The organism is Limoniibacter endophyticus (genome assembly GCF_014652835.1).
GTDB classification, from domain to species: Bacteria; Pseudomonadota; Alphaproteobacteria; order Rhizobiales; family Rhizobiaceae; genus Limoniibacter; species Limoniibacter endophyticus.
Genome location: NZ_BMZO01000003.1, coordinates 365,817 through 387,460 on the forward strand (window position 1 = coordinate 365,817; position 21,644 = coordinate 387,460).

Annotated in this window: 17 protein-coding genes and 1 tRNA gene; 11 read left to right on the forward strand and 7 right to left on the reverse strand. The window is 53.1% G+C overall.

Translation table 11 applies throughout. The annotated features are described in order from the left end of the window. The first annotated feature begins 32 nt into the window (after positions 1 to 32). The 9 genes from IE151_RS06340 to IE151_RS06380 all read left to right on the forward strand — a co-directional run bounded on the left by IE151_RS06340 (position 33) and on the right by IE151_RS06380 (position 10,398). Complete coding sequence (locus IE151_RS06340; RefSeq protein ID WP_189488987.1) at positions 33 to 992, forward strand: lysylphosphatidylglycerol synthase domain-containing protein; 960 nt, start codon at positions 33 to 35, stop codon at positions 990 to 992. 727 nt (positions 993 to 1,719) lie between these two features. Next, a tRNA-Gln gene (locus IE151_RS06345) sits at positions 1,720 to 1,793 on the forward strand. 557 nt (positions 1,794 to 2,350) lie between these two features. Beyond that, positions 2,351 to 3,256 carry a LysR substrate-binding domain-containing protein gene (locus tag IE151_RS06350; RefSeq protein ID WP_189488988.1) on the forward strand — a complete coding sequence of 302 codons (906 nt, stop codon included), beginning with the start codon at positions 2,351 to 2,353 and terminating at the stop codon, positions 3,254 to 3,256. Between the two features lie 142 nt (positions 3,257 to 3,398). Next, positions 3,399 to 4,904, forward strand: a complete 1,506-nt coding sequence (locus IE151_RS06355) for an FAD-dependent oxidoreductase (protein ID WP_189488989.1) — start codon at positions 3,399 to 3,401, stop codon at positions 4,902 to 4,904. 26 nt (positions 4,905 to 4,930) lie between these two features. Next, complete coding sequence (locus IE151_RS06360; protein ID WP_189488990.1) at positions 4,931 to 5,791, forward strand: transporter substrate-binding domain-containing protein; 861 nt, start codon at positions 4,931 to 4,933, stop codon at positions 5,789 to 5,791. A 140-nt stretch (positions 5,792 to 5,931) separates the two neighbouring features. Continuing rightward, complete coding sequence (locus tag IE151_RS06365) at positions 5,932 to 6,681, forward strand: amino acid ABC transporter permease (RefSeq protein ID WP_189488991.1); 750 nt, start codon at positions 5,932 to 5,934, stop codon at positions 6,679 to 6,681. Continuing rightward, a complete protein-coding gene (locus IE151_RS06370; protein WP_189488993.1) occupies positions 6,674 to 7,504 on the forward strand; it encodes an amino acid ABC transporter permease in 831 nt (276 codons plus the stop codon). Before IE151_RS06365 ends, IE151_RS06370 begins: the two co-directional genes overlap by 8 nt. After that, positions 7,494 to 8,270, forward strand: a complete 777-nt coding sequence (locus IE151_RS06375) for an amino acid ABC transporter ATP-binding protein (RefSeq protein WP_280517237.1) — start codon at positions 7,494 to 7,496, stop codon at positions 8,268 to 8,270. The genes IE151_RS06370 and IE151_RS06375 overlap by 11 nt, the downstream gene beginning before the upstream one ends. Positions 8,271 to 8,352: 82 nt before the next feature. After that, positions 8,353 to 10,398 carry an NADH:flavin oxidoreductase gene (locus IE151_RS06380; protein ID WP_189488994.1) on the forward strand — a complete coding sequence of 682 codons (2,046 nt, stop codon included), beginning with the start codon at positions 8,353 to 8,355 and terminating at the stop codon, positions 10,396 to 10,398. A gap of 17 nt (positions 10,399 to 10,415) precedes the next feature. Here IE151_RS06380 and IE151_RS06385 read toward each other — a convergent pair whose 3' ends face one another. Both IE151_RS06385 and IE151_RS06390 read right to left on the reverse strand, forming a co-directional pair. Beyond that, positions 10,416 to 11,711: an NAD(P)/FAD-dependent oxidoreductase gene (locus IE151_RS06385; RefSeq protein WP_189488995.1), complete on the reverse strand. Its 1,296-nt coding sequence runs from the start codon at positions 11,709 to 11,711 to the stop codon at positions 10,416 to 10,418. 28 nt (positions 11,712 to 11,739) lie between these two features. Next, positions 11,740 to 12,444, reverse strand: coding sequence for an HAD-IA family hydrolase (locus IE151_RS06390; protein ID WP_189488996.1), 705 nt, complete (start codon positions 12,442 to 12,444; stop codon positions 11,740 to 11,742). 110 nt (positions 12,445 to 12,554) lie between these two features. On the opposite strand from IE151_RS06390, the gene IE151_RS06395 reads away from it, so the two are divergent. Together IE151_RS06395 and IE151_RS06400 are read left to right on the forward strand one after the other, a co-directional pair. After that, complete coding sequence (locus IE151_RS06395) at positions 12,555 to 13,475, forward strand: LysR family transcriptional regulator (RefSeq protein WP_189488997.1); 921 nt, start codon at positions 12,555 to 12,557, stop codon at positions 13,473 to 13,475. A 586-nt stretch (positions 13,476 to 14,061) separates the two neighbouring features. Next, positions 14,062 to 15,084, forward strand: coding sequence for a rhamnan synthesis F family protein (locus IE151_RS06400; protein ID WP_189488998.1), 1,023 nt, complete (start codon positions 14,062 to 14,064; stop codon positions 15,082 to 15,084). Between the two features lie 40 nt (positions 15,085 to 15,124). Here IE151_RS06400 and IE151_RS06405 read toward each other — a convergent pair whose 3' ends face one another. From IE151_RS06405 to IE151_RS06425, 5 genes are all read right to left on the reverse strand, one after another. Continuing rightward, positions 15,125 to 16,000: a hypothetical protein gene (locus IE151_RS06405; RefSeq protein WP_189488999.1), complete on the reverse strand. Its 876-nt coding sequence runs from the start codon at positions 15,998 to 16,000 to the stop codon at positions 15,125 to 15,127. A gap of 10 nt (positions 16,001 to 16,010) precedes the next feature. Continuing rightward, positions 16,011 to 16,661 (reverse strand): class I SAM-dependent methyltransferase, encoded by a 651-nt coding sequence (locus IE151_RS06410; RefSeq protein ID WP_244636631.1) that lies wholly within the window; start codon positions 16,659 to 16,661, stop codon positions 16,011 to 16,013. 10 nt (positions 16,662 to 16,671) lie between these two features. Next, positions 16,672 to 17,664 carry a glycosyltransferase family 2 protein gene (locus tag IE151_RS06415; RefSeq protein WP_189489000.1) on the reverse strand — a complete coding sequence of 331 codons (993 nt, stop codon included), beginning with the start codon at positions 17,662 to 17,664 and terminating at the stop codon, positions 16,672 to 16,674. A gap of 64 nt (positions 17,665 to 17,728) precedes the next feature. Continuing rightward, positions 17,729 to 20,077: a glycosyltransferase family protein gene (locus IE151_RS06420; protein ID WP_189489001.1), complete on the reverse strand. Its 2,349-nt coding sequence runs from the start codon at positions 20,075 to 20,077 to the stop codon at positions 17,729 to 17,731. A gap of 133 nt (positions 20,078 to 20,210) precedes the next feature. Beyond that, positions 20,211 to 21,380: a nucleotide sugar dehydrogenase gene (locus IE151_RS06425; protein ID WP_189489003.1), complete on the reverse strand. Its 1,170-nt coding sequence runs from the start codon at positions 21,378 to 21,380 to the stop codon at positions 20,211 to 20,213. Positions 21,381 to 21,644: the final 264 nt, after the last annotated feature.

A 21,644-nucleotide genomic window follows, 5' to 3' on the forward strand; every position in this document is an offset into this window, starting at 1 on the left:
GCTTTGTGGGATTTGAGCAGGAGCAGGAAGGCATGAGACTGAAAGACTATGTTTGGCCAGCGATAGGATTTGCTGCAGTCGCTGTGTCGGCATGGCTTTTGTATAAGGAATTGCGCGGAATTTCATACGACGATCTGGAGGCGGCCTTTGTTGCGATTCCGGTTCGCAACTGGATATTTTCCGGCCTCTGCACAGTTTTTGCTTATGCCGCGCTGGCTGGATATGACCATATTGCGTTGGCCCATCTGGGCAGGCGTATCCCGTTTTTGTTCATCTCGCTCTGTTCCTTCACGACCTACGCGCTCTCCCACAATATCGGCGGCTCCGTTGTCTCGGGAGGAGTGATTCGCTACAGGGCCTATTCCTCCCGCGGGCTCACCATGAGCGAAGTAGGTGTTCTGGTCGCCTTTTGTTCGTTCACATTTGCGCTATCCATGGTTTTTCTGGCGGGGCTCGTCCTGCTTGTTCAACCCTGGCTGCTTAGCCGCTACTTTGAAGACTTGCCTCATGGTGCGGCCACCGGGCTTGCGTTCTTTTTACTGGGTCTGGTCGCGCTCTATATTTTTGTCAGCTACATGCGTCCGCGTCCGCGTCGCATCTTCGGAAAGTGGCTGCGCTTCCCGCGCTTGCGCGTGGTGTGGCGTCAGTTGCTTGTCGGGCCGCTGGAACTGATCGCTGCCGCAGCAATCATCTATTTCGCATTGCCGGAAACCGGCAATCCCGGCTTTGTGACCGTTCTCGGCATCTTTATCATTTCCTTTGGCGTTGCACTGCTTTCGCATGCCCCAGGGGGCTTAGGCGTGCTGGAATTCGTCTTTGTGACCGGCCTGCCGGAAATCCCCGCAGCCGACGTGGTTGCGGCTCTCCTGGTATTCAGGCTCTTCTATCTGCTGATCCCGTTTCTTCTCTCACTTGCCATCATTGTTGTCTTTGAGCGCGGCCAGCTTATTGCCAAGCTTCGCCCCGGCAGACCCCGTGCAAGCGAGCCGTAAGGCCGTAGGCGTTGTTTATCAGTGCAAATGCCTGTTCTGCAGGCTGCACAGGAAAAGTGCGATCGCTGCGCTTACGATAATGAAATCGAGCAATGCAATGTGGCGCAGAAAGTCCATGTTCAGCTCCTCCTCTGAAGATGGTCTCGCAAGTGTCAAAGTCCTCACGCTTGCGAGGAAATATGCAATTCCCAACGCGCTGATCGGCCCGATATGGAATTGCGGATAAAACGACCCGGACCTCCTTCCGGGCAAGGCAGGTTTTGGATATCCAGCCTTTAGTTACAAGCTATACTTGCGAGAAAAGTTCCACAAGCGGGCAGATGGCCATGTATTGATGCGCTGCACTGCCGCGCAATGAAGATATGGAACGATCTGCCTCGGACGCTGCCGCAAGACAGGACATCTACTTTACGACGCCGGCTTATTCCGGCGCAGGGCATGGCGTTTGGCCCTTGAACTCACGTGACAGGCAACCGGCGCGGTCGAAGCTTTCCCCGGCTGTTTGCACTGCTTTTCCGGCCCCGCATGCGCTCACCAGCAATGCGACGGTCAGGAGGAGCGAGAAGCGAATCGTCAAACACATGGAATACCCTTCGGCGGCTGTCATTTTTTTGGCACTAAGCGCTTGCACCTTGGCCATTATGTGCTATTACGCAGCCCGACGCGAGGCGCTGCTGATCAATTTGCACCCGCCGCGTCTCATTGCGGTCTCACCGGCCGCATCTGCTGGGGAATAGGTTAACGGTAGACCCACGGACTCTGACTCCGTTAGTCCTGGTTCGAATCCAGGTTCCCCAGCCAATTTCTTCGTTTTAATTCAATAACTTAGCTCCATGTCGCCAGTGCTGGGAACGACCCCACGCTGCACCCCACAAAGGGCGCTTTGGCGATGTCAACTTATCTGCGGCGCGAAGCTGGTTCCTACTTCTTCCACCGGCGTGTACCCACCCCTCTCCAGGCTCGCCTCGGTTAGACCGAGATATACCGCTCCTTAAAGACCAGGGTGCAAAGAACAGCCAGAGCGCGAGCCGCGCACCTGTTCATTACCACTGAGAAGCTGTTCGGGGTGCTGACGAATGAAGAACACGATGAATTCCCTTTGACTGACGACATCCGGGTCGCAGTCCGCTGGTGGCTGGATACTCCTAGAAGCAAGGCTCAAGAAGAGCGCTATTCCGGTTTCCAATACGGCCAGATTCGGCGCGTATCGCCTGAGGCGCGAGGTCCTATTCAAAGCCCCTTCGGATCTGGCTGGGGCCGGAATTGCCCTCGACAAAATTGTGCGCGAATGTAGCGCATGTAATCGACTAGCGGAGCTCTCATTGAAAAAGCCGAGCAAACAAAACTGGGAAGTGGATATGAAGCTCATCCACTTCTCTGCTTTTCGGGCAGTGATGCTGACGGGCACGGTGAGTGCGGCGGCAGAATTGATAGGACGTAGCCAGCCAGCGGTGAGCAGGCTTCTGGACAAGCTGGAGGCTGAGCTAGGCGTTACGCTGTTCGAGCGTCGGAAGGGGCTGATAACGCCTACCTCGATAGCGCATCTTCTCCTCGATGAAATCGATCGTGCCTATACGTCACTCGATTCCTTGCGTAATTTTGCGGCCAGAGTTGCAGAGGGCGAAACCAGCCGTATCACGACGGCGGTCATGCCCGCTCTCGGCATCAGTTTCATGCCGTGGGCGTTGAAGAAATTCAAAGAGGAATGGCCGCAGACCCGTGTCCACATGAGCATACGCCTTTCTGCAAAAATCGAAGAATGGGCGGCTTCGCAGCAGCTTGATTTCGGTCTCGCCGAACTTCCTTTTCGCAGGTCCGGCTTTCAGACGGAGATTTTCAGCGACGCTCCCTATATTGCAGCGGTGCCGAAGGGGCATCCGCTTGCCGCGCGCGACAAGATTGAGCCGCAAGACCTGCGCGGCCATCCATTCGTCTCTTTTGCTTCATTTACTGCGGCAGGCCCGATCATCGCTCAGGCATTTCGAAGTGCCGGCGAAAAGCTCGACCCGGCCTACGAGATCACAATTTCTGCAGCGGCGTATGAATTCGCCAAGATCGGATTGGCAATTGCACTCATCGATCCCTATACGGCGATCCACCAATTAGACGATCGTGTCACCCTTGTGCCGTTCCATCCCAAGATTCCGTTCAACGTAGCACTGTTGCGGCCATATTCCCGCCCGCAAAGTCGCGTTTCGGAAGCTCTTCTTGGACTTTTGAGAATCGAACGCGACACGATGCTGGCGAAACTGCCACGCCTATAATGCGTCAATATAGGTAGCTGGCAAAATCCAGCTACCATGTTCTCTATATGCGTTTATTGCATAATGCAGGCCAGTTTTTCTATTTTGAGCATTCAGGAATTGCTGCTGTACTCGCCTCGCGTTGAGTAGGGGCACAGTTTTGATGAGTGCAGAAACCGAGCAGTGCGAACAGTTTGAGGTGATCGTCATTGGTGGCGGCATCAACGGCACCAGTGCCGCCCGTGAACTCAGTGCGGCGGGCTACAAGATACTCCTCGTTGAGAAGGATGATCTGGCGAGCGGTGCATCAAGCCGGTCATCTAGAATATTGCATTGCGGCCTGCGGTATTTTGAGACCAGCCGGCCCGTGCGTACCTTCGCAAGCTCGCCGTTCAAACTCAAGAATGCCGTTTCCATGGCGCGCGATGCCATGAGCGCTCGTGAGGAACTGGTTCGCCTCCAGCCTGAACGCTGCAAGCCATTTACAATGTGTTTTCCGCTCTATGAGAAGGACGAATTGCGCGGATGGCATCTGGATATAGGCTTTTCATTGCTCAAACGTCTTGGTGCGACCGGCTTACCTTTAGATTATAAACGGCACAAAAGCGGTTTCGATCAGATCGTTCCTTTAGCGAAGGACCTGCGAGACCGCGATCAGTTGAAATCGATCGCCACTTATCGAGAATACATTATAGATTGGCCTGACCGACTTTGTGTCGATGCGGCACTCGATGCTGAACGTGTTGGCGCGGACATCCGGCTGTTCACGCATGCGGACATCCGGGGGAAGAGGCCGAATGGCTCATGGCAGGTTGATCTTCGGTCCGCTTCTGGCCTGAGCAGTGCCTGTGCACCGATCATTCTCAATATGGCCGGTACTTGGATCGACGACGTCGTACGTCCGCTGTCTGATGAGAAAAATCAGCGCTTCGTTTATGGAACAAAGGGATCGCATATACTCGTCCGGCTACCCGAATATTATAGCGGATACGGTGTCGCCGCACTCAACAGGCTGGGGATGCCGATTTATTGCCTGCCTTTCCGTGACAATCTTTTTCATATCGGCCCAACGGAAACTTATTTCGAGGGTGATGCTTGCGGTGTCGCTGCTGACGATAGCGATGTCGATTTTCTGCTGGACGAGATCAATTTCCTTCTGCCGGGCCTGCATCTGTCGAAACACGACATCGAATTTACATGGGCGGGCGTGCGGCCTCTAACGTTCAATCCAAACAATCCTCATGGGGACCGCGTTCGTCAAATCCACGATCTAAAATCGATTGGGTGTCCGGGTATTTATGCCATGACGGCCGGCCCGGTCATGAGCCATATGAGTGCCGGCAGAGAATTGCTGGAACTTGTGAAAGCAAATCTTCCTAAGCGAAACGGTGAGGCCTCAAGGGGTGGCATGGTTCGGGTCGGCAAGACCGACCTGTCATCATTTCGAGACTACGTCGCGCATGAGCATGCCCGCGATCTGAAAGGCATCTTCTATACCCGTAGCGGAATCGCCTGGGGCCAGCACATAGACAGGAACACTGCCGCGAAGGCGGCCAGTGAAATCGCTGATCTGCTCGGATGGGAGCCGGAACAGGTGGAGCGAGAAGTGGACAGGTTTCTGACATTCCAGAGGAACGTGCATCGTTCAGGGGCAGTAGAACCATCATAACAAATATAAAAGAGGAGTGAACTGAAATGGGCATACGTAACCATACAACCATTGCTTTGGCAGCTGTTGCAACGTTGTCAGTCGCGCTGTCTTCGTTCGCAAGCGACGCACGCGCAGAAGGGGAGCGCCTGAAGGAAATTCTGGATCGGGGTACGTTGCGCGTCGGCCTGCAAGGGGCCTTCAAGCCCTGGTCGTTCCCGGCTGCGGATGGCGAGTTGCAAGGTATCGAGGTTGATCTGGCTCAGAGTGTTGCTGATGCGCTTGGGGTTACGCTGGAGCCAGTGGTCATCACCTCTGCCAATCGTATGCAGTTTTTGCAGCAGAATCGGATCGATCTCATCATCGGCGGCATGTACGACACGGCAGAACGGCGCAAAGCCATCGGCATCATCGAGCCGGCGTACTGGACATCCGGCCCGGCCTTGCTGGCAAAGAAGGGCGTTATCAAGAGCTGGGAAGACATTGCCGACAAGCCGGTGTGCGGCAAGCAGGGCAATTATTACAATCAGCAGATCGAGCGGGAGCTTAAAGCCAAGCTGACTGCGTTCACTGGAAATTCGGAAGGCAAGGAAGCATTGCGTGCCGGCCGTTGCATCGCGTGGGTCTATGATGATGTGAGCATCATGGCCGATCTTGAATCGCCTGAGTGGCAGGATTACGAAATGCCGGTCGAGGTACTTTATAACAACCCTTGGGCGGCGGCTGTTCCCATCGAAGAACTCGACAAGGGATGGGGCGCTTTCATGGCAGGTATGGCCTATCGCTGGCAGGCCGATGGAAAGCTCATTGAGCTGGCCAAGAAATGGAAGGTCGAGCCTTCCGCATGGTTCACCGAGCAAAATCAGAAATTCCACTGGGACACTGCCTATCTGGAACCGAAACAATAAGGCTGTATCGTCGCGAAGATCGCATCGGTTTTTGCGCAATATGATGCAGGAAGCACAGACTGGTAGCGCGTCTTGTGTCTCCAAAAAGGTGCACGGCGCATCGGCCCGCAATTTCTGATCAGGAGCTGCTCGGAGCGATAATGATCGAATCCATGTCAACCTTCTTCCGCAATCTGAACGAGACTGCGGGCCTGAACTTTATCGTCTTCTATGACGAGTACGAGTTCGACCGCTTTATCGAGGGAGCCTCTCTATCCTTGCAGCTGATGGCGCTCTCGATATTGCTGTCTCTCGTTATCGGCATATTGGGGGCATGGGCGCAGACATCGAAAAGCGCGCTCGTTCGCGTCGCCGTTGATGCCTATATCCAGGCGTTTCGCAACACACCGCCGATGATTCAGCTCCTGTTTTTTTATTTCGGCCTGGGAGCGTTTACCCCGGCCGTGGATATGGGCGGATATTATGAGCCGGTTATTTCTTCTTTCGGATGGGCGGTGATCGCGCTTGGGATTTTCGGCGGTGCCTTCAATGTCGAGATCTTTCGCGCAGGTCTTGAGGCCGTGCCTGAGACGACGAAGGAGGCTGCCGAGAGCCTGAGCTTCTCCAACTGGCAAATATATATGTATGTCACGCTGCCGCTGGCCTTTCGCATCAGCCTGCCAGCCTTGACGAACAATCTCGTCAGCTTGGCTAAAACCACGTCGCTTGCCTACGTGATCGCAGTTCCTGAAATGACCTATGTCCTTAATCAGGTCTGGTCGGACAATATCAACGTCCCTGAAATGATCCTGCTGCTGTTTTTGTTCTACGTGATCGTCGTCAGTCTGCTCGCATCGGTTCTACATGCAATCGAACATCGACTAGCGCTTCCGGGGTACGGCAATGAGTAAGAAACCTTACACGATCGATGTTGCGCGCTTCGGCACAGCCAGGATTTCTTCCGTACTCACTTGGCGATATGGAGTTGCGCTATTTGCCGTGTTTTCAGCCTCGCTATGCGTTTCCTACGCGCAAACATTGGAGGCGGGGGCGCCCACCGCGCTTGAAACGTTGTTTGGGTGGATACCGTTCATTCTCCGTGGCTTCTCCCTGAATCTCTACATGAGCTTTCTGGCAATGGCGTTGGCGACGATACTGGGGATTTTTTTGGGCCTTATGCAGATCAGCGTTTTTGGGCCTGTGCGTGTCGTCGCGCGTCTCGTGACGCATCTGTTTCGCAATTCTCCCTGGCTCGTCATTCTGTTCATTGCCATGTACATGATGCCTGAGAACCTGAGGTTACCGGCCGGGATTGCCGTACCGTTTCCGGGTTGGGCGAAAGCAACCGTTGCCTTCGCTTTGCCGGTGATGGGCAACATCAGTGAGATCGTTCGCGGCGCGGTGCGGTCCATTCCGACCGGACAGTGGGAATCGGCTGAAAGCCTTGGTTTTACCAGACCTCAGACGCTCTGGAATGTTATTTTACCCCAGAGTTTCAAACGCGCGATTCCTCCATGGATGAATTGGTATGCGTTGTTGACGCTTTCGACGCCGATGGCCTCGATATTCAGTGTCCGCGAATCTGTCGCGAACGCGCAGGCAGCAATGGAGGCTTCGGGCGGCAAGCCGGAATTCCTCTTTCCTTTCTACCTGTTTTTGCTCTGCTTATTCTTTGTATACATCTACCCGATCGCGTTGCTCACCAGGAAGCTGGAGAAAAAATATGCCATATGAAAGTGACGCTCAGAGTGCGCGCCATTCCGGTGCGGCCCGTCCATTGGTCTCTCTTCGCGATGTTCACAAGGCATATGGAGACCTGGAGGTCATCAAGGGCGTGAGCCTCGATATCCGCAAAGGTGAGGTGATTTGCATCATCGGTCCCTCGGGATCGGGGAAGTCCACCCTTATTCGGTGCATCAATGGTTTGAGCCCGATTCAGAAAGGCTCGATCACGGTCGACGGGCAGGAAGTGAATGATCCCAGGCTCGACAAGATCGCGTTGCGACGAAAGGTCGGGATCGTCTTCCAGCAGTATAATCTGTTCCCGCACAAGACCGTGCTGCAAAACGTCATGATGGCACCGATCAAGGTTCTGCGAGAGCCGAAGAAGCTCGTGGAGGAGCGCGCACGTGCGCTGATCGCCAAGGTCAGGTTGGAGGGCAAGGAAAATCAATATCCTGGCCAGCTCTCAGGCGGGCAGCAGCAACGCGTAGCAATTGCCCGCAGCCTTGCGATGCGGCCGGAGGTGATGCTTTTTGACGAAGTTACTGCGGCGCTTGATCCCGAAACCGTGAAGGAAGTGCTGCTGACGATCAAGGAACTGGCATCAGATGGCATGACCTGCGTTCTGGTTACGCATGAAATGGGCTTCGCCCGTGAAGTCGCCGACCACATCTATTTCACCGACCAGGGGGTGATCGTTGAACATGCGCCGCCGAAGGAGTTTTTCACCGCAGCAAAGGATCCTCGAACTCAGCAGTTCTTGAGTCAGATCTTTTAGTCAGACACCGAATTCGTTCAGCGAAAATCCCGCGCAAACGACCGCTTGCGTGAATGGGTTCGCTATTGCCCGAGGGAAAACAATGTACCAGCAAAAAGCAACTAATGCGAAAGCAGACCCGCTGCTGCAACCGTTGAAGATCAAGCATCTCGAACTTCGCAACCGGATCATGAGCACCAGCCACGCGTGCGGTCTGGAAGTGGGAGGGATGCCGCTTGAGGCCTATCAGCGTTATCATGAGGAAAAGGCTAGGGGTGGTCTTGCGCTTTCGATGTTCGGCGGGTCTTCAAATGTCGACCTGGATTCGCCGAATGTGTTTCGCCAGTTGAATGTCGGGACAAACGCAATCATTCCCCATTTTCAGCAATTCGCTGAGAGAATGCACCGCCATGGTGCTGCGCTCATGTGTCAGATAACGCATCTTGGGCGCCGCGGGGAAAGCTATGGTGGTGACCGCCTTGCAATGATCGCGCCGTCGCCCATTCGCGAAACTTTGCATCGTAGCATACCACGCGAGATGGATGAGCACGATATAGACCGCGTTGTCAAAGCGTTCGCCAATGCTGCTTTGCGGTGCAAGGAAGGCGGTCTCGATGGCATAGAGACACATGCTGGCGGGCACATGATCGGCCAGTTTCTGTCGCCGATCGCGAATCGCCGCACCGATCGTTTCGGTGGTTCCCTTGAAAATCGGATGCGCTTTCCGTTGATGGTTCATGAGGCGATCAGAAGGGCCGTCGGTGACGATTTTATCGTGGGCATCCGCATGGCGGTCGACGAGGGACCTGGTGGGGGGATGAATTTTGAGGAGTCAGTCAAAGTCGCACAGGCCTTGCGCGACATTGGCGGAATCGATTTCTTCAACGCGATTTACGGAATGATGGATACCACGCGCGGTCTTGCGGAGGATGCGATGCCGGGCATGGGATCGCCGCTCGCGCCCTGGATCGAACCTGTCGGTCGTTTTCGTCAGGAACTGGACATTCCAGTTTTTCACGCGGCCCGCATCTCCGACATCGCGTCGGCACGGTTTGCAATACGGGAAGGCAAAGTTGATATGGCCGGGATGACACGCGCGCAGATCGCCGATCCATATCTGGCAAGCAAGTTGGCTCAAGGCAAAGAAGAAGAGATCCGGCCATGCGTCGGTGCAACCCATTGCCAATCTCCGCACCGTCCCGCGTGCCTTCACAATCCCGCTACGGGGCGCGAGACTGTTCTGCCGCATGTTTATTCGAAATCCGGTAATGGCAAACGCAAGGTCGTTATCGTAGGCGGCGGGCCTGCCGGTCTGGAAGCTGCGAGAATAAGTGCGGAACGGGGACACGAGGTCTCGCTGTTTGAAGCTGCATCCGAGCTCGGCGGTCAACTTCTTCTTGGTGCAAAGGGATCGTGGCGCACTGACCTGCTCGGTATAGTTGAATGGCGAGTTGCCGAACTGAACCGACTTGGCGTTACCATGCAAACGAATGCCTATCTCGATGATAGCGAGATTATGTCTCTGGACCCGGATGTTGTTTTGCTGGCCACTGGTGGCATGCCGCAAATCGATCTTCTTCACGGCGGTGATCTGTGCGCCTCGACCTGGGATATTTTGTCCGGGCAGGCAAAGCTATCGGGAGACGTACTGATATTCGATGGAACAGGCCGACACCCCGCACCGCTCGCAGCAGAGAAAGCGGTTGGTGTGGGTGCCAAAGTTCATTTTGTGACTATCGATGCACAGCTCGGGGAGGAATTGACCTATGCCGAAAAGGTCAGGTGGAAAAAGCTTTTCCTGAAATTCAACCTTTATCCGAAGACAGAAACTCGTTTGACGGCCGTTGAGCGTCAAGACAATCGATTGGTTGCAACACTCGTCAACGACATATCGAGGGAGGTGGAAACGCTCGTGGTGGACCATGTCGTAGTGGAGCAGGGGAGTGTTCCATCCAACGATATCTTCGACGCGCTTCGTTCGCATTCCTCGAATGATGGCGTGACGGATCTGCGGGCCTTGATTGATGCCAGACCACAGCCGCAACACGATAAAGTGGGGTTCGAATTGCATCGCATCGGTGATGCTCTTGCAAGTAGGAACGTTCATTCGGCGATGCTGGACGCGATGAGACTATGCAGTTCTCTCTAGCGAAGATGCAGCCTGAATCACCGTCCAAACCGGTCGAGCAGTTGATACCAGGCAGCAACTGTTCGGACGGCTGGCGCGCGCATCGAAAAGAACGGAATGTTTTCCGGTTTTTGGCGCTGCATCAGTGCAAGGTCGGGCTGCTTTCCTTGCAGTATGTCGATCGCGTAGCGTCCAAGAAGGCTCGACATGGCAATCCCTGCACCGTTATATCCGAGAGAAAATGCGATATTTTTTTCGATAAGCCCAATTTGCGGGAGGCTGTCCATCGTCATCGCAACAAGGCCCGACCAGCGACTGGCTACACGATATTCTTTCAGCTGAGGGAAAATATCGCGCATTGCCTGTTCCAGCATCGCGTAGGCGGCGGGAGAGTCGTTTTTGCCAAAAGCACCTCGACCACCGAAGAGAAGCCGGTTGCTACTGCGCCTGAACCATCTCATCATTCGTCGTGTCTCACTATAGCTGCGGTCGTTGCGAAGAATCTCCCTGAAAATCGCGCTGGGCAGCGCTTCGGTCGCGATGATAGCGCTCCGGAAGGGGATGACGGTCTTGCGAACAGCTTCGGTGGCGGAACTGATATCCGAATAGCCGTTCGTCGCGATCAGCACCTGTTTGCACCGGATCGACCCGTCAGTCGTGTGAACGCGCTTTTCACCCCCCTCATCGGTAAAACGAAGGGCAGGGCTACTTTCATAAATGCTGCCACCATTGGCAAGAACGGCTTTCGCAAGACCCCGGCAATAGCTGAGGGGATGGAATATTCCGGCATGAAAATTCAGAATGCCACCAAAGAAGCATGTGCTTCCGGTTTCCTCCGCGACAGCTTTGGCATCGAGTATGGTGAAGCTCGTGTCGCCGAAAACCTCCCTGACAATTTTTGCTTCCTCGACCAGAGCGGTAAATGCCGTCTCGTTATGTGCGCATCGAATATTACCAGTTCGCCGCAGGTCGGCCTCCACGATACCGAATTGTTCGATGTAATTCTCGACACAACTCATTGCCTCGTGGCCAAGCGCATTCATGCGCTTAGCAACGTTCTTGCCATGGGTTTTCGCTATGTCGCTTAGCGAGACCCGAAATTTGGTGGACACGACGCCACCGTTTCTTCCCGATGCACCGAAGCCAATTTGCCGTGCCTCCAGAATGGCAGGTTTTAATCCCAGTTCGATCGCTCTCAGCGCCGCCGACAGACCGGTATATCCGCCACCGATGATGACGACATCTGCTTGGACATTGTCATGCAGCTCTGAGTGGGCCGTTGCGGGTGTCGCAGTTTCGCGCCAGAGCGATAGAGGTAAGGCTGACTTATGCACGTGCGAACTCCTGGGCTCGTGTCGCTGTTCAGCTTTTCTCGGCGTCGACGGCGTCGGCAAGCTGGCGCAGGGTGGCAAAGTGGAAATCGGGCCTTGTTACCATCTCCGGGACTGGCGAGCCGCCAAATCCTTTGAGCCCTTGCCGACGCTCAATCCAGCAAACTTTATACCCGAGTTCTCTGGCGACGCCGATATCATGATACTGGCTCTGGGCGACATGCAGGATCTCGTCCTGTTTGAAACCGAATGCAGACTGACGGCCAAGGTTATAGGAAAAGAATCTCGGGTCGGGTTTGGGATATTGGGCATCGTCAGCAGTGACGCTGTCGTGAAACGGATTTCCCAGCTTGTTGGAATTCGCGCTGAAGCCGACGCGGTCGTAGTTGGTCATTGCAACCAGGCGGAAATGCCTACGCAAACGACGCAGTGCTTCCGCAGAATCCTCGAATGCGGGAAAATCGAAAAACTGACTGTGAAAACTGTCTCCTGCGGCATCGTCTTCCGGCAGTCCAAGTGCACGAGCGACATCGAGATAGACGTCACGCATGACTTCGCTCGCACGTCCCGGAAATTTTTCCCGCGCCTTCAGATAGGGGCCGAAGATCTGGTCGTCGGTCAGCGCCCTGGCGGCATCGCCGCCAGCCTTGCGGACACCATCGAGGACGCCCTTTTCGAAGTCGATACACGTCCCGACGATATCAAAGGTCAGGACCTTGAAATTTTCGAACGCCATTTAATTTGCCACTCCCAAGTCAGACAAAAATCAGCAGTGGAACGAGTTGTGGCGAATGACTTTCTCCCCGGCAATTCCCATAATAATCAGCACCGGAGTTACATTTTGTAATGTCCCACCTCAGGCGCCTGCTTCCCTCGCTTAACACACTGGTCGCATTCGAAGCTGCGGTCCGATGTGGCACGTTTGCCAGGGCTGCTAAAGAGTTGGGTGTGACCAGCCCCGCAGTCAGCCGGACCATTGGTCGACTAGAGGCACATGTCGGCATGCAATTGTTCCGGCGGACGCCGACTGGGGCCGAGCTGACCGATGAGGGGGGACGTCTTTTTACAGAAGTCTCGAAGAGCTTTTCAAATATCGAAAAGGCGCTGGCTGGCCTCACGCAGAAAGCGTCAAAGAAGCGTCGTACCGTGCGCATGTCGGTTTCGGCGGCTTTCGCTACTCACTGGTTCATGCCGCGCATGAAAGAGTTTCAAGCCGCATTTCCAGACACCGAAATGCAGTTTCAGTTCATCGCGGGGCCACTTGATTGTCCCGTCAATGATGTCGACATTGCAATGCGCTTCGACCCGCGCGGAGATGAGCGATACTCGATCTATTCGCTGATGCCTGAAATCCTGATGCCCGTGCGCGCGCCCGACTTCGAACAGTCGCCACATCAAGGACTTCACCGGCTGATTACTCTGAGCGGGTCGCAATTCCGGTGGGCAGATATTGTGTCTTCGAAGATCATCACAGAAACGGCACGCGAGCTTCAGTTTTCGGATTACACGGTCGTCGTGCAGGCCGCGCTCATGGGGCAGGGCAACGCGATAGGATGGCTGAGCGTCGTTTCGGCATTGCTGGCAAGTGGAGCGCTCGTTCCATCGAATCCGGTCGTTGTGAAAACAGGCAGACGGTGCGATCTGGTGGCCTACGCACATTCATCGAGTGACCTGATCAACGAGATATGTGCCTGGATCGGCAAGCAATACCAAGTCGATGTTGATGCAATAAATGCGCGGTATCCGGAACTGAATATTGATCTATGAGATGGTTCGGCGAGTTCAACGAGGACAGTTCGTCCTGTCCGTCCTGCGGCAATAAGCAGTGCCCTGGTTCATGAGCCTGCCCGACGCCTTTGTGATTCTTCCCGTAGCCGATCGAAATGACCGAAACCTGCTGGGACGATATGGTTATTCTGGCTAACGGTTCTGTCAAAGTCGCGTGGGATTTAGGCCGTGTCGGGAAAATTCTAATACGAGGAGCCCCCTCTCACCGCCCGCGCTTTGGTGACCGATGCAAGAGCGGTTCAAAGGCGAGAACATAGTGATTCTCCACTGTAGAAGCTCGCTACCGGGAAATGCGAACAAATGCCATGCCATTGCAGGCTGTATGGTCACGTCAGCTTCAGACAGGAATGCATTATCTGTTGCCTTGCCAGTCCTGCCAGGCCATTGCAGAATTTTATGAGGATTCGCAATTTAGGTGTCCGTGTCTCATTTCGGACGTGGGACCGTGTTTCACAAGTCAGTAATTTAAATCAGGGAGAGATGCGTGGCGTTTCGACAAGCTTTGAACAAGGGAATTTTCGGCGTAGGAAAACTTGCAGCTCGCCTATATTATCACGATCGCAAGGTGCTCGCCGCCAAGTGGTTCAACAAGCCGGTCGAGAGTTCCAACATTGTCGAGACGCACGATGGACACCTGCACCACTCCGGAAATGTATATGCCATTTTCCTAATATGGCAGCCGAGCGGTATTCCCTGGTATGTACGTAACGCGCTTAATGCACTGGCTGATACCGGTGTGAACGTCGTGCTTGTCATAAATCATCCCATGACAGGCGACGATCTTGAAGAGGTGAAGCTGAAATCGAAGAAGATACTAATCCGAAACAATGCGGGCTTCGACATTGGCGGCTTCAAGGACGCTACACTCTATTGCCTGGAAGAATTTCCGGAAGCTGATCGGGTCATATATCTGAATGACAGCACATATTTCTTCGAAAATGGTTTGGTCGACCTTTTCAAGCGTCTCGCGGATTCCAAGGCGGATGTTACCGGCGCATTTGAGAATTGGGAGATTAAATATCACATTCAGTCATTTTGCTTTTCGGTCCACGGCGATGTCTTTAGAGCGGAGTATTTTCGTGATTTCTGGATCAATTACCTGCTGATTGACTCGCGGCTCTGGGCCATAAAAGCGGGCGAGATCGGACTTTCCCGCGCGATAGTTCCGAAAGCCAGAACGATAGAGATACTTTACAGTCCGAATGACTTGCGGGCGCCGCTGGGGCGCCTTTCAAAAGAAGATTTGCTCGCCCTCTCACGATATACTCCGGCGCCAACTCGCTTACGCATGTCCGATTTGTCCGAGATGAGTCCGCCTGAGATCATCGATAGCGTGATCGCTGCTATTGGACAGAGGTCTCAGATCCACACGGGCGGTTTCTTGTATCGGAGATTCCTCGGTTGCCCTCTGATGAAGCGTGATCTTTTGTATCGTCTTCAGTTCACCAGCGATGAGATTGAGCAAGCTTTGCGGGAGATTGGTCACGAGGATCACCTTCCGCAAATCATGACGGATGTACGTCGCAAGGGCAGCCTGCTGCACCTGCCGTTTCTCAAAAAGCTACAAGCCGCCAGCGGAATTATGTAGGAATTTCCTGTTGGCGCATCGTGTGTATAGAATACGAGGTTTAATGACTCTTGAGGGCAAGTTGTTTTTGAGCGACACGATTAGCAAGGTAGAAAAGAAGATCGCCTATAGTTGTTACTAATCGGCCCAATAGAGCCGCTTTCAGGACAATTGGTGCCGGGGCTACTTCTGCCAGAAATAGCACTATCGCAGCTTCTCTGACGCCGAGACCGGCTGGAGCGCCTGGTGTCAGTAAGCCGATCAACCAGGCTACGCTAAAGCCGCCTGCGATGACAAAAAACTGGTCCCAACTGCTCACGGTGCCGCCGGCCAGCAGGTAGACTCCGACGAATATCGAACTCGACGTTAATACCTGTGTCCAGTAACCCAGGCCAGACTTCGATAAGGCAGCGGGTTTCAGTAGTGCCGTCACTATGAGGCCAATGGAAATCGTAAGCAGACAAAGCAACAGGGATACTTCTCTTGAGATCCAAGCGAAGTAGGTGGGCAGAACGGTAGGAGCATAGGACGCGGCAGCTAAAGTCAGGAAAAACACTTCGATGAGCGAGCTCAAGGCAAGCTTCTTTTGCGGGATGCCTACGGCAGCACCCATAGCTTGGCGTCCTGCAAACTGAAAGATGTTGCCTGGGAGGTATTTCCCCAGTTGGGTCACGGCATATACATTAAGTGTCCATTTGAATTCTTGAGGATACTCAAGATATTTAAGGGAGAAGTGCCACCCTGCCGTTAGCGAGAGGTTCGCCAAGCCATAGAGCAGGCAAAGACCGAGCAAGGCGGCAGTGTTGGCGATACCCCAATTTTGAAAATCGAGCTCCGACTGATATTGGAATAATTTGTAGGCAAGAAATAGAACACCGAGTAATCCAAGGATTTGTCCGACTCGGTTCAACCACTGCGCCCGGGATATCTTACTCAAGATGATCTCTTTACTTATGACTTTTTTGAGGGCGACAGTGAACCATTGTCCAGGGTAAAGGGGTCTTTACCGAGACAACATCAAAGTATCTGCTGGCAAGCCGCTGGATGCCGCGGGTGGACCAGTGATTGATATGTCCGGGTGTGTTGCCAAAATCCGATAGATATTTCCCACGTGCCATGTTCAGAAGGCGCCACAGGGGTTCTCTCGGCACAGATATGATCAAGTCTTTACGCACGATCTTTTGTAACGCCTGGAGTGCGCGGTCTGGATCATCGACATGCTCCATCACCTCGCAACATACGACCAGATCAGCGCTGTCGGCGATGGAATCCACGTCATATATACTACGGACTTCGAACATTTTCGGGTCAAGACCCCGCGCTTTTGCATTGCCTCGAGCCATCTCGATCACGTCGCTCGAGAAGTCGGTTCCTTTGACCTGTGTTCCTCTCTGCGCCCAAGTCATCGCCCAATAGCCTTCGCCGCATCCAACTTCGTGAATCGTTTGTGGTGCTGCTTCGCTGACGAAGTCGGAGAGGGCTCCATCGAAGCCTGCCATCATCCATTTAACGAGCGGGTTATTTGAGCCATACTTGTCGAAAGTATTACCAATTACGACGCCCTCTTCGGAGCGACCGCCTGCAACTTTGATAGACATTCTGGTTTCCTTATTTGGAGGTGCCTACCGGCGACTTTCCTGAGTAGCCATCGATATGTTCAGCTTTGGAAGAAAGAGCGCGTCGTTGTGTCGTGCGGATTTCTTCCAGAAGTCGTCTATTCGCTGCGATAACGTCTGCCAAAAAGGCAGTAACGAATGTCTGGAAGCCCATGAGCATCAGAACCGCCGCCAATATCAGAGACTGGATATGTCCGTCTCCTTGCCCCATAAGCCAATATACAAGAAAACGGAAGCCGATTAACACGCCTGTGCCGAACAGGAACACTGCAAGAGTCCCGAAGACACGAGCGGGCCTATAGATGACGAAAATCCGCACCATCGTCATGACGGATTTGCGAATATACGCCGGGATACTCTTGAACAGACGGGATGGCCGGAGATCTTCGTTGACGGAAACGGGAACGTTTACAATTTTAAGATTTTTCTGTCCGGCCTGGATGATCGTCTCTAAAGTATATGTGTAGTTATTGAAGACAACTAAGCTTTCTGCCGCTTGACGAGAGATAGCTCTAAAGCCGCTGGGAGCATCCTGGACATCCGTGCTGCTCACGGTTCGTACGACCCAACTTCCAAGTTTCTGAAGAGCTTTTTTAACCGGGGAGAAATGATCGATCGTGGTAATGGGGCGCGCACCGATGACCATATCGGCTTCGTCCATCAGAATTGGCGCTGTCAATGCCGGAATATCTCCTGCATTATATTGGTTATCAGCGTCTGTATTGACAATGACGTCTGCTCCAAGTCGCAGGCATGCATCGATGCCGGTCATGAAGGCGTGGGCGAGCCCCCTATTGCGGGTGTGCCTGACGACGTGATCGGCTCCATGCGCCCGTGCGACGTCCGCAGTATTATCGCTACTGCCGTCGTCAATGATGAGCCACTCGACAACATCAAAGCCTGGAACTTCTCTCGGCAGTGCGTCCAGCGCAATGCCAAGTGTCTCCGCCTCATTCAGACAGGGAACCTGTATAATGAGTTTCATTCTATTGTATCCTTGTCTGGTAGGCAGTGTGGGCCGAGCTTCAACATGAAGACTAAGCGTAGGGTCATGACGTCACCTTCTGTTCCAATCGACGCCCTATAAACAGTACTGCAAGCAAAACGCACAGGCCAATCAGGGGTAATCGAACAAAGGATCTCAGAACGCCGGCGTCATCGTAGTAGAGACGAATATGAGCACTACCTGAGACTTGTAGTGCGGGGAAGAGATCGAGGAACCGTTCCACCGATACGTTTTCGCCATCAATGGTACCTCGCCAGTTACTATCCGCCCTGATGGGAAGGACAACCCATCCAGCCTTGTTACCCGTGTAGTGCAGGTAGATATCATCCGCGTGATACTCGGTCAAAGTGACGTTATCAAAATCGGGCAGGTCGGGATTACGTAGATCGTCCAGAAAATAGCTGCTGCCACTGACTGCCAAGTTCTCTACAAGAGTAATGCCGGGCTCCAGACTTCGGAGGTCAAAGCTGTTTGGCCATTCTCGTTCGAAAAGCAGGCTCATTTTAGGGATAAACTCACGCGATTGGCCGGACGTCGTGAAATGTTGCTCTTTTGGCGATTCGAAGCTCCACACGCTCAATTTCTTTGAAGCCTCAAATGGAGGAAGAAGTTGAAGCGTGTACCGATACTCTCCCGCCGGAAGAAGAATGTCTTTGGCGAACCGGAAGGTTCCAGGCTTGTTGTCCTTGATCTCTTCAGCCGAAAGAAAGCTGCAAGCTATTTCCCTGGAGGAATCATGCAGGCAAAATCTCACTCTTCCGGGAGCTGTTGCTGCGGTATAAGTTGCGAACGTGAAAGTTGCCCCACTGATTGCTCTTTTCTCCTCTAATAGTATGACCCCGTCGAGACCATTCTGATCAATAAGTGGAGAGGGACGATGCCCATGACCGTCGCTAAGGTACGCGATGCCTTGTCTGCATCTGTCCGAGATAAGCACATACCTGACTCCTACGTAAGTGAGGGCAGGAAGAGTGGGTGTTATATTTTCACACGCTAATGATGACGCTGTCGACGTTGAACGAAAGTTCGTGGCAAGTTCCAGCATTAATAATTCTTGACTATTTGTACGAAAACCGTGCCCAAAAAATTCCGGAACAAAGTAATTAGATATAGTCCCCGATATAATATACGAATTATCCGCTAAAACGCTTTGAACTGGAATAAGTTTGCTACGAATGTGAGAGATCGTTGGCGTCTCTGGAAGGTACGCCTGCAGCTCTGGTTTCGCGTTCATTTGCGCAAAATTACCATGCAATTGAAATGCCGCGAGCGCCACGGCGCCAATGCTCACGATCTTCGCGAGAGGCCGAGAGATGATATTGCTTATGTATGCGAGAGCCGAGGCAGAAAGCATTGCCAATGCGAGTCCGATCAGGGCACTCCCACGCGACCACACATTGTTGTCGAATCCTGGTAGCGCCCTCACGAGATCACGCGGAAGGACGCCAAACACGACAAGAGTTACAATAACTAAAAGAACTAAAGAGAATATCGTGTACCGCTCGCGACGGAACACGGCGATCGCGATTCCAAATAAGGCAAGGCCAGTGGCTATATAACTCGTTGAAACCGTGCGTTCGACTCCCACTTTTTTCGAGAAGTCAAAACCTAGCAAGTTTATGACATCGCTGGGGGCAAAGACAGTGCCCCCAGAGCGATGCGAGATATCCGTCGTCTTAAGGAGGGCGAGCATCTGCAATACACCTGGCAGTGCAATGATCGCCCCGCAACATGCCGCAAGAAAGAGACATGCTGCGCGAGAAAATATGATAATTCGAGAATCGCCGTTTTTGAGCTGTCCGATGAGTATCGTGCTGGCCAGAAGAGCGGCAGCGAGTGCCCCCCATTCTGCCACGAACGGAAAGCCTCCATATGCAAGGAGAGCTATGCTGCCGGATACAAGGGCAAGCCAACGCACTCGCCCGGTTTCAAGATAAGCACAAATACCCAAAAGCACCCATGGAATAAGCGCGCTGGTGGTGACGTGCGGCCAGTGGGCCCAGGCTATATTGAAACCGCAGAAGGCATAGGTAATTCCGCCGAGCATCGCCGCAGTCCGGTGGCGAAACATCACCAAGAGGAGGAGATATGTTCCAACACTTGCAATGATGAAATTCGCAGAACGTGCAAGTGTATAAGCGATCGCCTCGTTGGGGATGATCAGGAAGATGAGAAAAGGTATGCTCAACCCTTGTTCTGTCGGGTTCCATATACCGACACCACCGAGCTGATTGTACGGGTTCCATGCGGGCCAGTTTCCCGCTAGAATTTCCTGGCGGAAAAAGCGCCATTTGGGAAGATAATAATCCAAAACGTCGGAGCGCTCTGGATTAATGAGTGGCACCTTCATATCGAGATTTGACCAGCCTTTATAATGAAGGAGCAGGTCCATTGGAGCGAGCGTGTGGGTGAAAGGGTTTACGCCGATTATCATTAATATAATTATAGTTAGAGCTGTGGCTCCTACTATAACGGGAAGTATTTTTTTATTACTTGCCTTATCCAAGAGAATAACTTTCTAATATTCAACTGTTCCCAAAAATATCCCGTGTGTATACTTTTTCACTCACGTCCCGCAATTCGTCGACGACGCGGTTGGCGACGATCAGGTCACAATCTCTCTTGAAACTGTTGAGATCGGTTTCGATCCGGGAGTGGAAAAAATGGGGTTCATCTGCGAGCAAGGGTTCGTAAACTATAACCTCTACGCCCTTTGCCTTGAGCCGTTTCATGATGCCCTGGACGCTCGACTCTCGGAAATTGTCTGATTCTGCCTTCATCACCAGACGATGTATGCCAACCCTTCGGGGCTGACGTGCCAATATCTGTTCGGCAATGAAATCTTTGCGCGTGCTATTTGAGTCAATAATCGCACGTATGAGATTCTGGGGGACGTCCCGGTAGTTCGAAAGAAGCTGCTTTGTATCCTTTGGCAGGCAATAACCGCCATAGCCAAAGGACGGATTGTTATATTGCGCTCCAATACGAGGATCGGAACAAACGCCTTCGATGATTTCTCGTGTATCCAGATCATGAGAAGCGGCATAGCTATCCAACTCATTGAAATATGCCACGCGCATCGCAAGGTAGGTATTGGCAAAGAGCTTGATTGCCTCCGCTTCCGTCGGGCCGGTCAGCAGCACTTGCGTTGACTTATCATGCGCGCCGGCAAGAAGAAGATCAGCAAACTCTTGTCCACGTGAGGAGCGGTCGCCGACGATAATACGAGAAGGGTAGAGGTTGTCGTAAAGTGCTTTGCCTTCGCGAAGGAACTCAGGCGAGAAAATGATATTATTCTTTCCCATCTTCCGCGACAAATCCGCAGTGTACCCCACGGGTACCGTGGACTTGATTACTATAGTCGCCTGCGGGTTGATGCTGTGGACGGTGGAAATGACAGCCTCGATCGACCGGGTGTCGAACATTCCCGTGCTGGGATCGTAGTTGGTAGGCGTGGCCACGATGACGTATTGTGCATCCTGGTATGCCGTTTGTGGATCGACAGTTGCCGTTAGTGAAAGCTTTGGGTCCTGGATAAATTGTTGAAGATGCGTATCGATAATCGGCGATATCCGACGGTTTATCAGACCCACCTTCTCCGGCAGAACATCGATAGCTGTAACTTCATTGTGCTGAGAGAGAAGCGCGCTGTTGGAGAGGCCAACATATCCCATCCCCGCCACTGCGATTTTCATAAAACCCCCCAACCAATATTATAAGGCATTTCAAATTTCTAGGCGCTATGAACAATCCGTTTGAGCAAGTCAAGTCTAGGTCGTAGTTGCAACGTAACGTTTTAACTAAAGCCCGTATTATATTTTCAACAGTCATTGTTCTGCGCCACGATGCAAATCAGGAACTGTGATCGTGATCTGTTCCTGGTTCCGGATAGAAAAGTAGCTGCTCCCACCGTTCGTCCGTCTGCTGGGGCCGCCTGGCCTGCCTTAAGATCAAACGAG